Here is a 13,255-nt window from a genome sequence, read left to right as displayed (position 1 = left end):
AACCTTCTTCTCGGCTGATTTCTTCCTATTGCCGATCGGGATGGGGAACGTATATGGTAAATTGATAGCAGTCCTGCCAAGTATTGCCGATCGCTTCTTGGTTTTCCTCTTGATAATCGTGGTAAACTTTGCCTAGTTCTTGACCTACATAGCTATCTTGATCGCACCTATTGATCAAGGACATATTAATTACTTCCTGCTCAAATCTTGTCTCTCCTAATACATTCATTTTCTTTCCCTACGCCTAATTAGTATCATTCAAACATGAGTAAATTAGTATTTATGTCAAGGTTTTAACATTTTTTTGCGAAAAAAGCTTAAATTATTTTAAGTAATTTGTCAGTTTATTACAATCTATGTCAAAATACGATCACTAAACTGTTCCGCAGTTCCGTCGTTCCCGAAAAGAAAAACTTTGTACTTCACCATTAAGATAACTGCTATAGTATCGAGGAAAACTAGAATTGTCTATGAACACATTCACTCCCCATCAAATTGTTAGTTTATTCTGCAAAAATCGAACTTTATACGGAGAAGTAATTCAGGTGATCGAAAGTCGTTCGGCTCTTTGGGTGCGTCCTCTTTGGTTAATTGTAGCCGATAATTTTGAGACAATTGATGTGCGGGAAGGTTCCGATTTAATCCTGCCGATGGACTTATTTAAACCCGCCTTAGATACGGAAGTTTTACCCCTATTTTCCCAAGTTATCAAAAATAATTATATCACTAATATTTCCTATCCTCTCCAGGACTTTGTGCAGAAAATTTGTCAAAATTATCCCGAATATTTTCAGAAAAATTTATGATTGATGAAGGTTACGTTAAATACAATTGTACTTGGATTCCTGACCGTCCCTTAATAATCTCACAGATCGAGGAATTAAATTATTGGCGCAATCACCTCTATCAACTGGGATTAATCGGTCAATACGATAACGGAATCGGTTTTGGGAATGTGAGTCAACGAGGAACAATAGACAAAGAAATTATTATTTCTGGCACTAACACCGGGGGGATACCAGTATTAAATGAATCCCATTACACCACAGTTATAGACTACGATTGGAGAGAAAATCGCGTCACTTGTCGAGGAACAATCGCCGCTTCTTCGGAAACTCTCACCCATGCAGCGATTTATGAAGCGAATCCCCAGATTAATGCGGTTATTCATATTCATCATCGCCACCTGTGGCAAAATTTGATGTATCGCGTGCCGACCACTCAAGAAAATATCGCCTATGGAACCCCAGAAATGGCCGCAGAAATTGTCCGTTTATGTCAAGAAGAGCGTCTAGAGGAGCAGCAAATTTTAGTGATGAGTGGTCATGAGGAAGGAATTATCGCCTTTGGGCAAGATTTAGAAAAAGCGGGCAATTTATTATTGTCCTATTACCAGCAATTTCAATCATCTTGAAAGTGACCTCCTCTTTGTGTTAACTTGTTCTGTAGATTTTCGTTTTTGAGGAATGCCATCGTGATCGACACCTTGCATCATCTATCCGTCTCGAGCGACTTTTCGCCCCTTACCAATGTCTTGATGACTATTTCGGAGCAAGACGTGGATATCATCGGCAATGTCCAGAAAGCCTTCTCAAATTTCCTCAAAACTGGGCAAGCATGGGCTTTATTAATCGGTTTTATTGTCGGTTATATGTTTCGAGGTTTTACTTCTTATTAACCTGAGTTCGGGTTAAGCAGATTGAGGTAAAACCCAGTCCATCGGTCGGTCGGGTTTCTTGTTAGCGATCGCCTGTTAACCAAGGTTTTCCCACAGTCCCATAAGATAGCGTTATCCCGAACTCAGGTTACTTAGGGTTCCCTGTTCCCTTTGACATCCCACCTAAAAGCTGATAGAGTCTCCTAGACCAAAACTCAAGCAGTTAAGATATGTCTAAAGAAGAAGACTGACTCAAATTAACCAAATTAACCTTAGATGTTTACGAAAAAGAATGTCAATATCTGAATAAGCTGGAGTTTGATTTAGATGGTAAACAATCCTTTGGTATTTTTTCTATGCCAGCTACCCGCTACGCAGTGAAGGGGAGAAAATATCATCTAAATGCTGCGGAGGCTATCATCACCTACGAACAAATTTACCTATGCAACATTATCCGATGTGTTAGTTAATGGAAGATATAATTTTGAGCCAGTTTCAAAAGATTATTTCTTCCCAACAATAGTAGATGAAAGAACGCTGGTTGTACGATTTAATACTCGATTTTCTAAGCCAGTTGATAGTCACTCATTCAAGGCAAATTTCTCAATCAAGAAAATTCTTCCAAAGCGAGACAAGACATTCTTTTATACGGAATTTTATATCGAAGACGGTTCTCAGTTTGCAGATGTCATCATTTGTATTGAAAATTAAGTCCGCTAAGATTGAAACAGTTAGATTCAGGTCTATTAATCTTTCCTAAGTTAAGCTGCACTGAATTTAAACTGCGTCTGGGAAATTTTAGTACAAATGCTCAAACTGCCTCTCCCTGCTCCCCGCTCCCTTGCCGTCTTAACGAGTAATTTAGTAGGGTCTGCTGAAAAAGTTTTTCGTGGGGACAGGGTGTGGGGTGTGGGCTTCGGCCGTGAGCTTTTGCCGAACGGGTGTGGGGTGTAGGGTTTTACCGATTTTGGGGGGGTCAATTACCTAATTTTCAGGGAAAAAGTCCCTGAATTTTCCCCCCGATCACTCCCCCGATCGGGTACTTTTTGAGGGGAAAAAAGTCTAAAAGACTTACCCAACAAGGTTTTTAGATTTATTCAGCAACCCCTAGATAGTCAACAGCTTATCTGTTCGCCCTAAGTCAACCCCTAAAACCTGATCGGTTTCTGTAATAGGGTTAGCTGGTTCATCTAGCGAATCACTACCAGTTCGGGATACTTCCAGGTTGAGAACATCAGGGTTGACCCCTAGGTTTCTCTTTTTCTTTTTAGGGCGCGTAGCGTCCTTCGGGTGCTGATAACTGCTCACTGATTTGATAGCATAGAGGAGAACCTATAGAGAGTGAAGCGGTATGAGTGGCTATAAAGATTCTTCTTCCATGCGCTATTTCTTGGCAGGATTAAAACCCTTTGCCCAACCTTTATTTTGGCTACCGTTAGGGATATTTTCCTTGGCTCTAATTGCTTTCTGGGTATATCAACAGCATCCTGAATGGTTGGGTTCGGTATTGGATACCCCAGGAATGTCCTTGGAGGAACGGGAAATCCAGGCTGACCAGATTACCGATGCTCCTCCCCCCACTGCTGTACCACTGCCGGCCATTCCTGCCAATAATAATACCGCTCCCCTGAAGAAACCAGCCTCGACGCAGCCTTTTGATCCTTTAAATACTAATACCGATAACAACCAGAAACCATCTTTATTCGCCCCGTTAATGCCGCCGACTAAGCAAAATCAGGCACCGAAGGCTAGTAAAAGTCTGCAACCGATTCAAGTGCGACCGATTAGTGGCGACACTAGCAATTATCCTTTACAAAGGGAAATCGAAAATCGCTCGCGGACTGTTAACTCGAATAATTCTCCTAATCTCAACCCTGGCGGCAACCCGAATCCAGTCAACCCCCAGAGAAATTATTCCCCTGAACAACAAAATGTTCCGCCCCCACGCTCCTGGAATAATGCCAACCCTAACCCGGTCTCCGGCTCTAGCAACCCATCCAACTATTATCAACCCCCCATATATCAGGCCCCCGTCTACGGCAATCAACCTAACGTCACTGGTTATCCCAATCAGGGAATGCCACCGAACAATAATGGCACCCCCAATCAAGTTCCCCCTCCAAGTAATAACCGAGGTTTCTCCATCCAACAACCCATTAATGCCCGGCCTTCTGGTTACTAGAGGGATTTAGATATGAGCTTGCAGGAAGTCTAATAAAATCGGATTAACTATTTCTGGGGCCTCGTCCTGGGGACAGTGGCCTAAACCGGCTAAGGGGATAAACTGTTTTACTGTCGGGAATCGTGCTAATTCTTGGCCCAAGGGCAAGGGTTCCCAAGGATCTTCGCTACCCCAAAGCAGCATAGCCGGACAGGGAAGAATCGGCAGTAGGTCTTCTGGCAGCGGGCCGCCAGAATAACCAGTAAAAGCGAGGAAAACCTCGATCGCTCCCTGATCTCTGGCGGGTTTTAAGATTATTTCTACTAATTCCTCCGTTACCGCTTCCGAGCGCCGATAAGCTTGGAGGAGAATTTTACGCACTGTCTGGGGTTTAGCGATCTGTTGGAAGAAAAAAGCCCCAATTGCTTTATTTTTGAGAATTATTTGGGCAATATCTGCACCTAAACGACGATACCAGGGTAATTTCCCCCGTTTTCTTTCGTGCAGTAGTCTGAGGGAACAATTGATCGCCGCTACCCCAAGGACAAAATCGGGATAATCGACGGCAGCCTGCATAATGGCCACACAACCGATGGAATTACCCACCAAAAAAGCAGGACCCCCCACCACTTCCCGACAAAAATCGGCAATTTGCGCCCCCCAAGTCTCGAAAGTGTAATCGATCTGGTTTTTTGGTTCGGGTTTGTCGGAACCGCCAAAACCAATTAAATCTAGGGCAAAACAGCGACATTTTTCGCCTAAAACGGGGATATTTTTTCGCCAATGTCCCCAAGATGCCCCAAATCCATGCACAAGCACGATCGCCGGTCCTGTCTCCCCCGCACTTTGATAGGTGATTTTGAATCCCCGCCAATGCCAGATTTTTGGTTGTGTCTCTAATCCTAGAATTTGCTGCATACTTTGTTGTATGTGTAAAGTATTTGTTGCTTTTCTTAATATATACTGTCAGGTTAAGTGGCGGCTAGGAGAGGGGAAGTGGGAAGTAGGGAGAAGGGAGAAGGGAGAAGGGAGTGGGTTTTTAAAGTTCGATGAGGAGTTAATCATACTATTAAAAACGGATTTGGTATGATACAGTATCTAGAGGCGTTTTTTGAAAACGTCTGCCAAAATTTCTGGCTTCAAAGCCTCGATCCTCTAAACTTATGAGTAGTAGAGTGCGTCTAGTGAAAGAAATGTATAGAGTCGTCTAAGTTTAATCACTTGATCCCGTGAAATTATGAGAATTAAACAAATTACAGTTACGCATCTTTTTGGCATATTTGATACAATTCATCTCAATAGGGAGGAAAGAATAACTATTATTTATGGTAAAAACGGCTTTGGAAAAACCTCAATACTGCGATTAGTCAATGGTTTTTTTCATTTAAAGTATTCGGTTCTTCTGGACTTGACGCATAAGGTTTTCAGGATAAGCAAAGAGTCCCTAGCATACTACCTACCGAAGAACCTTCAATATTTGCCCCTCCTGTGGCAATTGCGGTATATCCTCCTAAGGATTGACCCAAAATTACTGTATTTTGGGTGTCTATTTTACCTTGCTAATTGGGATCTGATTGCATTTTTTGTTCTAAGGTATCTAATACTAAACTTATGTCTTTCGGCTGTTCCATCCAAACATTAGGTGTGGGCAAAGTATCTAACCCATGCAAAGCATCATACAGCCTTTGGGCATCACTTTCAGGAAAATTAATTCCCACTATGGCAAAACCATAAGAAGCTAAATGTTGAGCGACATAACTTAAGGATTGAAAATCGGAATTTAAGCCAGGTGCAATGACAATTAAAGGAGCCGGTTTGCTGGATTTTTCAGGAAGATAAACAAAGACGGTTAAAGGGTCTCTATTAGGACGAGGAATCCTTAAGGTTTCTGATGTCCAAGTTTGATTTCCCTTGGTTGCTAAATTAGATAAATTAATCGAGGAGGGTAAGGGGATATCTTCGGCCAGCGCTTGAGGATCTAACCAATTAAAAATACGTTCTGTTGCTTGATATAATTGGTCGGCTTCATCAATGCTATTGCGGACAGTTTCTAAGTTTAAAGCTAGGGTTGGACTATCATAGTTTTTGAGAACATTAATGATGTTTAATCCATCAAGATTGGCGACAGATGAGATAATAGCACCTTCTAATAAGGGTTGACTTTGATCCGGTGGACTTTTGATCAATTGACTGAATTGTTTGATCAATTCTTGCCCAAAGGCAGTATTAAAAAACCTAAATGCCTCTACTTCATTAATGGGGAAAGATTCATTAAGTACATGACGGAGTTGTACTAAGTCTTCAGGGGAAAAATCCTTGGTAAATCAAACTAAATCGGAGCTTATTTTACCAGTTTCAGCAAAGTTTTCTAAACTTTTCAACGATATATTAAATTCCCCTGCTGGGAAGACTGAAAAGGTGATTTTTTCTGCGGCCAGTAAGGAGAAAGAGGGAAGCAGAGAAAGCATTCCTAAGCCTAATATCCGCCCTAATTTTTGTTTGAAATTTGTCATACAAATGCTGAGTTAAAGCAAAAGTTCACTTGCTCTCTTTTGGTCTAACCCATGACAAGGGACTGATGGGTTCCATGGATGGGAAGATAACTTTTCCCGATGGGGGCAGCCGCCGCCACTAGACCGTTGAGGCAATGACCAAAATTATTGCTACAATTCAATATTATAGCCTTGAAAATTCCCTTGGGAGGACAGAACCATGAGTTGGGTTGCCGATATTTTTGCTGGCGTTGCCAAATTTATGACTGATGTCATCTACGTCGCTGCCGTCGTCGCCGCTGCCAGCCTGCTGTTGAATGTCTTGTTCGTCCCGCTGCTGATCGTCGCTGCTGGTCGGTGGCCTCTCTAGAATCACCTCACCATGACGACAACAATTCTGACTCCCGCGCCAGTTCAAGCGGCAAAAAATTCCCCAGCACCCCCTGAGTGGGTAGATTGGCAAGTCGCCCATCAAATTCCGGGACGGCTGCGAATTCGCATTCCCCGCCTCAATTGGGATGACGAATTTGCCAGACGCTTGCAGCGATCGCTGCTTAGAACCACTGCCATCAGCGAGAGCCGCATCAATGCCGCCGCCTGCTCCCTGATTGTCTCCTACCAGGCGGAAGCGCTGTCAGCAACGGCCATCCTAGATTACTTGCAAGCGGCCATCCCAGCGGCCGGCCGGGAAAGAGAGCCAGAGCTAAGGGAGAAAGTCGGGGCTAGGAATCAGGGGACTTGGCCAACTTTAGGGCTGCCGGCCTTAGCCTTAGCCGTGGCGATCGCTGCTGCTCCCCTAGAACTGCCCTTCTCGATTGTGGGGGGAATTGTCCTTGCGGCTTCAATTCCTCTCTGGCAGAGGGTTGGCTAAGCCCTCACCCAGCAGGGACAAGTGACAATAGACTGCCTCGATGCCCTCTGGTTAAGTGCCCAACTGCTCCAGGGCAACGGCGTAGCTGGTGCGATCGCCCTCAATCTGGCCGCAGTGGCAGAGAGCCTGCAACCGGGCAAGCTCCAACAGCTAGAAGACGAGCTATACCTGCTGTTCCAGCAAGAAGATGCAGAAATCCACTGGCTTTCTGACCGGCAGCGGTTCGCGCCCGTTCCCGAAGCAGATCGAGAAGGGTGGCTACATTCCGTCGAAAAAACCGAACTACTCCAGAACCTCAAACCCGTCGCCCAAGGAGCGATCGTCCCCACTTTGCTCCTGAGCGGCACTTTGGCAATGGTGACGGGAGACTTGGGGCGAGCGAGTGCGGTGCTGCCCCTCGACATCGGGGTTTCCCTGCGGGGCGTTACTCCCTTGGCAGTGGTTTCTACCCTGACGGCGGCAGCGCGACAAGGCGTTTACATCCGCAATGCCAGGGTACTGGAAAAGCTGGCTCAGGTGGATACTCTGGCCTTTACTTGCGAAAGTTTCCAGGGCTTGATTACCCCGGAGCTGCCGGTGAGTTGGGACATCCCTTCTGAGTGCATCTACTTCGCCACCGATGCGGCTGCTGTTGAGTGCCTCCGAGAACAGTTGCGCTACCAAGGCAAGCGAGTCGCTTGGATAACCGACAGTGGTAGTGATTACTTGGCTGCCCAGGAGGAATCAGGTGGTCATTTCTCTAGGGAGAGGGGATTTTGAAGCGGCCGCAGATGTCATCTTGCACAGCCAAGATATCCAGCCCCTCGGCTACACCTTTGCCCCGGCGCGGCATACCCTTGCGACTGCATACAGGAGTTTGGCGATCGCTACTCTGCCCAACCTGTTAGTGGTGGCAGTCGGGGCGTTTTGGGTACTCAATCCGGTGGCGGCCGCCGCAATCAACGGCAGTTCAGCCATCCTCGCAGAACTGAACAGCCTGCGCTCCCTGAAACCTAACCGCTGTGGACATTCTGGTGGAGTATTAGTAAATGGGTTTAAAACCCCGTCGTTATCAAACTAACTTGATCCACTTTTGTCGACTTTTATTGATTTAATGTCCACTTTTTCTGGAGTTTTGTCAAGACATTTTACAATTTAAATTGTATGCTTGATTTCTTGAGGGAGTAAATATATACCAACAGCCAAGTCGGCTAGGACAAGTGGGAGGCGGCCAATTCTCGCAAAGCTTAAGCTTTTTTCCCAGCAATTCTCATTTATCTGACAACATAATTCTTTTATACTAAACTTTGAGGTTCACAATAGGGGTTAATTCATCATTTATTTCAAAATGAGAATTGCTGCTTTTTGGGTTAATTCTTGCAGATAGACTCGCTCATTCTCTGTTAGAGAGACGATATATTTTTTAGCTGGCATAATTGGTACTCATTGGGTTGAATTTAACTCTCCTATTATCCGTCATTCTTCCTTTGACAGACCACTACGAAACTCACCCCATCACCAGCCAATTGACGCTTTTTGCTGCAAGCCCTAATTAGGTTCTGCTGAAAAAGCGTCAACTTAGGTGCAAGGTTTTGAGCAAAGCGTGGTTCAAAAACCTGGCATTTTTATTGGCGATTGCGTCATGTTCCACCTTCAAATAATACCAAATTAAATTGTATTCATTGCAGATAGAGCATCAAGGATGAAGGGAAATCCTGTGAGAGAAGCAACTCTCTGGGGGTGTTAACTTCTTAAATAATTCATCTACTTTGACTTCCAATTCCTCTAAAGGCTTAAAGCATGACCATTTGCTCTCTTTTTTCAGTTCTTCCCCTAGTCTCTCTATTGGATTCAGTTCTGGACAATTCAGTTATCAGTGGGAAGTGGGAAGTGGGAAGTGGGAATTATGAAGTGGGGAGAATAAATAAAAGCAATCTGCTGTCTCCTGAGGACTGGCTCCTGACGGCTTACTGCTATACTTAAGCGATTAAATCGATTAACTTTTGTTTTAAAGTTTCCAATCCTAGCCGACGAATAGCCGAGATAAAAACAGCTTGGGGATATTTTTCCTTGGCTATTTCCAAATCCTCGCTTTTTACCTGATCCAACTTATTAAACACCATTAACACCGGACCAGTTTGAATCGGCATCTCCGAGAGGATTTTTAACACCGAGGCAATCTGACTTTCCCAAGCTGGATGGGAGAGATCCACCAGATGGAGTAAGGCGTCTGCTTCCGTTACTTCCTCTAAAGTTGCCCGAAAAGCATCCACCAGTGAGGGGGGTAATTCATGGATAAAACCCACCGTATCGGTTAGTAAAAGGGTGTGAGAGACTTGGGTGAGGGTATCAGTAATAGTTAAGCGTCGGGTGGTGGGATCAAGGGTAGCAAACAGTTGATCGGCAGTATAAACTTCGGCAGCGGTGAGAGCATTAATTAAAGTAGATTTTCCCGCATTGGTGTAACCGACGATCGCCACACTGGCCACCTCTTGTTTTTGCCGTTGTTTGCGTAAACGAGAACGATGAGCTTGCAGTTGATCCACCTCATCCTGGAGACGGGATAAACGACGTTGAATAGTTCGGCGTTCTGTTTCTAATTTTGTCTCCCCCGGTCCGCGAGTGCCAATTCCTCCCCCCAATCTCGACATGGCTAATCCGCGCCCGGTGAGACGGGGTAAAGTGTATTCTAATTGGGCTAATTCTACCTGTAGTTTACCCGCTTGGGATTGGGCCCGTTGGGCGAAAATATCCAGGATTACCTCGGTGCGATCAACCACTCTCACCCCGATTTGGTTCTCTAGATTGCGAATTTGGGCGGGAGAAAGGTCCCGATTGAATACAACTAAATTAGCCCCCGAAGTTTGCACCTGTAGGGCTATTTCTGCCACTTTTCCCGAACCGATCACTGTTTGAGGATGGGGATGATCCCGTTTTTGTCGGGTGACTTGCAAAACTTTACCCCCGGCGGTATCAACTAAACGTTCTAATTCGCTTAAACCGTCCTCGAACTGGCGATCGCTCATCCCCTCGGTCATTAAACCAACCAATAGCACCCGATCTTCGGCTTTATCAACGGTTATAGCGGTAAATTCTCGCTGAAACTCCGCCTCTAGTCCTTCGACTAACTCTAAAAAGTCCTGTTTGCTTAAATCCTCTAGATTTAAGGGAGCGGAGACAGACCAGTATATATTACTATTGACATTTGTTTGACTTTGTGGTATGAGATGAGCCAGATAGACTTGCTCCACATAACCGGTCGCCCCACCACCGCGACGGATCATGCCTGTACCGGTTAGAGTTAAGATCACCAGTGCGTCTAATCTTTGCAGAGCCATGGCGGTTAAACTGGATTCTTTTGGCGATTCCTGCTTGAGTTCCGTGGCGATGCAACGAATTCCGCAAAGACGCTCGGAACCGTAGCGGGGTAGTTCCAAGAGAGAAAATTGGGTTTGTCGGGGGGTTCCCACTCCCACACGAATTACCTGGCCGCGACGGTTGATATAGGTGCAGAGGGGTTGATGGATATCGGTACTGATAGCCGCCAGTCTTTGGGCGAATTCTGGGGTGGTGAGAGTATCGATGGGCAAGCGTTCATGGTACAGCCTTTGTAGCTGTTTCATTTGACTGGCTTTCAGTCCCTGGGTATTACCGAAGATGGTATCGATAGGCTTTCCTCACAACGCCGGATTTTATGTATTATTGTAGCGATTTTGACACTCGCTGCTCTTTTAAGTAATAGGGCAAAATTAACTTCTTGGTTAGGATAGGCACTCATGCACTCATGTAAGAGGTAGTTGGATATGTGTAATTAATTGTGTCTAGCCACTTATCTGTTCTCTAGAAGCCAGCCCTAATTAGGGTAAAATTGGGCAGTATCAATGGTTATTTTCAGTATTTTATCTGGCTCTTCTCGACTTTGTGTGATAATTTTTGCTTATGGAATACTAAAGTGCTTATTGGGCAAGACTTTTAGGACTATTTTGCGGATATTCTATCAGTATAGACCTCGTTTCCACACAGAAACCAGAAGAGCCGTTTACGGCTTTTATAAACTCACGTCGTTAATTTTCTTGCTGGCGATCGAGCCTTGATATATGTCTAGATCGAACCAGAAAGTTGTGCCAATTCCCACTTCACTAATCAAATTAATTTGACTATAGTGCTTTTCAATAATATTTTTGACGATCGATAATCCTAATCCCGTCCCTTCTAGGGTATGAACGCGATTTTCTACCCGATAGAAGCGATCGAATATGGCACTTTGATCCTCGGCATCAATGCCAATACCAGTATCGGATACTTCCACGCGAATTTTGACAGTTTCTTGGGGATTATCTCTGGTTATTTTATAGGCACGAATCATCACTTTGCCGCCAGCAGGAGTAAATTTTAGGGAGTTACCGACTAGATTAGTTAATACCTGTAAAAGTAGATCATAATGGCCCAAAATTGGTAGTAAATTTGCTTCAATTTCCGAGCTTAATTCTAGTCCTTTATCCCTAGCATTTAGTTGATAAGTCCTTAGGGTTTGTTCAATTAATTGTCCGATATCGATCGCATCTAAGTTATAGTTACGGGAGGACTCTAACCGAGAAAGATCGAGAACATCATTAACTAAACGAGTTAAGCGATCGGTTTCATGGTTGGCGGTTTCTAAAAACTCTCTTTTTTCTGTATCGCTGAGATCCTCTCCAAATTCTGTCAGGGTTTCAATAAAAGATTTGATGTTAAATAAAGGGGTTCTTAACTCATGGGAAACATTGCTAATAAATTGACTTTTTGCCTCATTTAATTCTGCTTCTCTGGTGATATCCTGTAGCGTCATGGCAATTCCCCGGACATTCTCCCGATACTGATCGAATACCTGAGTTAACAAAATGCGAATTGTGCAGGGTTTCGGGTTAGTTAAAGATAATCTAAATTCTGCTGGGGAATAGTTATTATTTTCCTGATCAATAACAGCATTTTTCTGATTTTGATTAGCGGATTCTTCTGGCTGGAGGGTTTCTCCTGCCGCAATTTGATAGAGAGGTTTAGTTAGTTTAACCGTTAACTCCGGAGGAAAAAGATGTAGAACATTTTGACCGATAATTTCCCGATCTTCCCAGCCAAATATTTCCCGAGCTGCGGGATTAATTAATAATAATTGAAAGTTAGTATCTAAGAGAATTGCCCCATCAGCAATAGTAGACATTAACGTATCTAGTTTGGCTTTTTCGGCGGTCATTTCTTCGATATTTTGTTCTTCGTATCGTTCTAACTTTTCCGCCATTTCATTAAAACTGAGAATTAATTCCCCCAACTCTCCTCCCAGGGGTAAATCAACGCGCTGCTTAAAATTTCCCGCTGCAATATTTTTGACCCCGACTAATAACTCCTTGATTGGTTTGGTGATAGTTAAAGCATTAAAAACTGCCCCGAGAATCACCATGGCCCAAATCGAGACAAAAACGGCAATAGTAACATCACGGGTTAGATTAGAAGAAGCGACCACAATAGCGTTAGGATTGATCCCGATCGCCAATACTCCCAAATATTTGCCTTCATGATTTAAGGGAACAAAGACATCGGTTACTTCACCGTCGGGGGTTTTATGCTGACGGACGAGGGGAGTTTCCGCATTTTCGCCATAATTTTCCGGTAATTGAATGCGACGCTCAATCGTCAGGGAATTTTTAACTTCGGCGGTAGAATAGGGAATGCCGAAAAATATCTGACCCTCCTCGTTAGCGTAGATCAAATAACGCACACTGGAGGTACTACTATAAAAACGGGCTGAAAAACGGGCTAAATCGGTTAAATTGTCCTCAGCAATGAGGGGGGAGACATTAGCGGCTAATAACAGCCCTAAATCCCGGCCAAAACGGGTATCATTGAGACGCACATCCTGCTGGATCGTGTTAACCGCCCAAAAGGTTAAACCACTCATCAACAAAGAAACGGCTAAAGTAGCCGCAGCCATTAATTTAGTTTGGAGGGTGAACTCAGACCACCAACGGGCGATCGCTTCTCGGAGACTGGGCAGAAAATTAAACACGGTTAGGCAGCATTAATCGGTGTTCTTGAGGAGTCTATCGCTCAAATCGCGGGTT

Annotated in this window: 13 protein-coding genes and 1 pseudogene; 9 read left to right on the top strand and 5 right to left on the bottom strand. The window is 44.3% G+C overall.

The features are described 5' to 3' along the window. Positions 1-25 precede the first annotated feature (25 nt). Positions 26-229, bottom strand: coding sequence for a hypothetical protein (locus GQR42_RS29315; protein WP_233271194.1), 204 nt, complete (start codon positions 227-229; stop codon positions 26-28). A 241-nt stretch (positions 230-470) separates the two neighbouring features. On the opposite strand from GQR42_RS29315, the gene GQR42_RS26780 reads away from it, so the two are divergent. From GQR42_RS26780 to GQR42_RS26755, 5 genes are all read left to right on the top strand, one after another. Further along, complete coding sequence (locus tag GQR42_RS26780; protein WP_158202295.1) at positions 471-806, top strand: hypothetical protein; 336 nt, start codon at positions 471-473, stop codon at positions 804-806. Next, on the top strand, positions 803-1,414 hold the full coding sequence (locus tag GQR42_RS26775) for a class II aldolase/adducin family protein (RefSeq protein WP_158202294.1): 612 nt from the start codon (positions 803-805) through the stop codon (positions 1,412-1,414). Before GQR42_RS26780 ends, GQR42_RS26775 begins: the two co-directional genes overlap by 4 nt. A 60-nt stretch (positions 1,415-1,474) precedes the next feature. Beyond that, entirely contained in the window at positions 1,475-1,678 is a 204-nt protein-coding gene (locus GQR42_RS26770; RefSeq protein WP_158202293.1) for a hypothetical protein, read from the top strand. A gap of 438 nt (positions 1,679-2,116) precedes the next feature. After that, the gene (locus GQR42_RS26760; RefSeq protein WP_158202292.1) at positions 2,117-2,368 is read left to right on the top strand and encodes a hypothetical protein; all 252 of its coding nucleotides are present in this window, start codon (positions 2,117-2,119) and stop codon (positions 2,366-2,368) included. 640 nt (positions 2,369-3,008) lie between these two features. Beyond that, positions 3,009-3,839 (top strand): hypothetical protein, encoded by an 831-nt coding sequence (locus tag GQR42_RS26755; RefSeq protein WP_158202291.1) that lies wholly within the window; start codon positions 3,009-3,011, stop codon positions 3,837-3,839. Positions 3,840-3,845: 6 nt separating this feature from the next. On the opposite strand, the gene GQR42_RS26750 is transcribed toward GQR42_RS26755, so the two are convergent. Continuing rightward, positions 3,846-4,736, bottom strand: coding sequence for an alpha/beta fold hydrolase (locus GQR42_RS26750; RefSeq protein WP_158202290.1), 891 nt, complete (start codon positions 4,734-4,736; stop codon positions 3,846-3,848). Between the two features lie 641 nt (positions 4,737-5,377). Continuing rightward, positions 5,378-6,076: an alpha/beta hydrolase gene (locus GQR42_RS26740; RefSeq protein ID WP_442789598.1), complete on the bottom strand. Its 699-nt coding sequence runs from the start codon at positions 6,074-6,076 to the stop codon at positions 5,378-5,380. Between the two features lie 58 nt (positions 6,077-6,134). Here GQR42_RS26740 and GQR42_RS30325 point away from each other — a divergent pair, with 58 nt between their 5' ends. The 4 genes and pseudogenes from GQR42_RS30325 (at position 6,135) to GQR42_RS26725 (ending at position 9,143) form a co-directional block, all read left to right on the top strand. Continuing rightward, on the top strand, positions 6,135-6,347 hold the full coding sequence (locus tag GQR42_RS30325) for a hypothetical protein (protein WP_442789589.1): 213 nt from the start codon (positions 6,135-6,137) through the stop codon (positions 6,345-6,347). Between the two features lie 183 nt (positions 6,348-6,530). After that, positions 6,531-6,680: a hypothetical protein gene (locus GQR42_RS26735; RefSeq protein WP_158202289.1), complete on the top strand. Its 150-nt coding sequence runs from the start codon at positions 6,531-6,533 to the stop codon at positions 6,678-6,680. 12 nt (positions 6,681-6,692) lie between these two features. Further along, a pseudogene (locus GQR42_RS30235) lies at positions 6,693-8,241 on the top strand (HMA2 domain-containing protein). A 719-nt stretch (positions 8,242-8,960) separates the two neighbouring features. Next, the gene (locus GQR42_RS26725) at positions 8,961-9,143 is read left to right on the top strand and encodes a hypothetical protein (RefSeq protein ID WP_158202288.1); all 183 of its coding nucleotides are present in this window, start codon (positions 8,961-8,963) and stop codon (positions 9,141-9,143) included. Here GQR42_RS26725 and hflX read toward each other — a convergent pair. Beyond that, positions 9,140-10,783 (bottom strand): GTPase HflX, encoded by a 1,644-nt coding sequence (gene hflX, locus GQR42_RS26720; protein WP_158202287.1) that lies wholly within the window; start codon positions 10,781-10,783, stop codon positions 9,140-9,142. The genes GQR42_RS26725 and hflX overlap by 4 nt on opposite strands. A 425-nt stretch (positions 10,784-11,208) precedes the next feature. Beyond that, a complete protein-coding gene (gene nblS / locus GQR42_RS26715; protein ID WP_158202286.1) occupies positions 11,209-13,200 on the bottom strand; it encodes a two-component system sensor histidine kinase NblS in 1,992 nt (663 codons plus the stop codon). Between the last annotated feature and the right edge of the window lie 55 nt (positions 13,201-13,255).

The sequence above is a fragment of the Microcystis aeruginosa FD4 genome (assembly GCF_009792235.1).
GTDB lineage: Bacteria > Cyanobacteriota > Cyanobacteriia > Cyanobacteriales > Microcystaceae > Microcystis > Microcystis viridis.
The sequence above is the reverse complement of the archived record's forward strand: the minus strand, read 5'-3'. Positions and strand labels throughout refer to the sequence as shown.

Coding starts and splice junctions, on each gene's coding strand:
- GQR42_RS26725 (WP_158202288.1), top strand. CDS start 8,961: ATGACCATTTGCTCTCTTTTTTCAGTTCTTCCCCTAGTCTCTCTATTG.
- GQR42_RS26775 (WP_158202294.1), top strand. CDS start 803: ATGATTGATGAAGGTTACGTTAAATACAATTGTACTTGGATTCCTGAC.
- GQR42_RS29315 (WP_233271194.1), bottom strand. CDS start 229: ATGAATGTATTAGGAGAGACAAGATTTGAGCAGGAAGTAATTAATATG.
- GQR42_RS26750 (WP_158202290.1), bottom strand. CDS start 4,736: ATGCAGCAAATTCTAGGATTAGAGACACAACCAAAAATCTGGCATTGG.
- hflX (WP_158202287.1), bottom strand. CDS start 10,783: ATGAAACAGCTACAAAGGCTGTACCATGAACGCTTGCCCATCGATACT.
- GQR42_RS26780 (WP_158202295.1), top strand. CDS start 471: ATGAACACATTCACTCCCCATCAAATTGTTAGTTTATTCTGCAAAAAT.
- GQR42_RS26755 (WP_158202291.1), top strand. CDS start 3,009: ATGAGTGGCTATAAAGATTCTTCTTCCATGCGCTATTTCTTGGCAGGA.
- GQR42_RS26735 (WP_158202289.1), top strand. CDS start 6,531: ATGAGTTGGGTTGCCGATATTTTTGCTGGCGTTGCCAAATTTATGACT.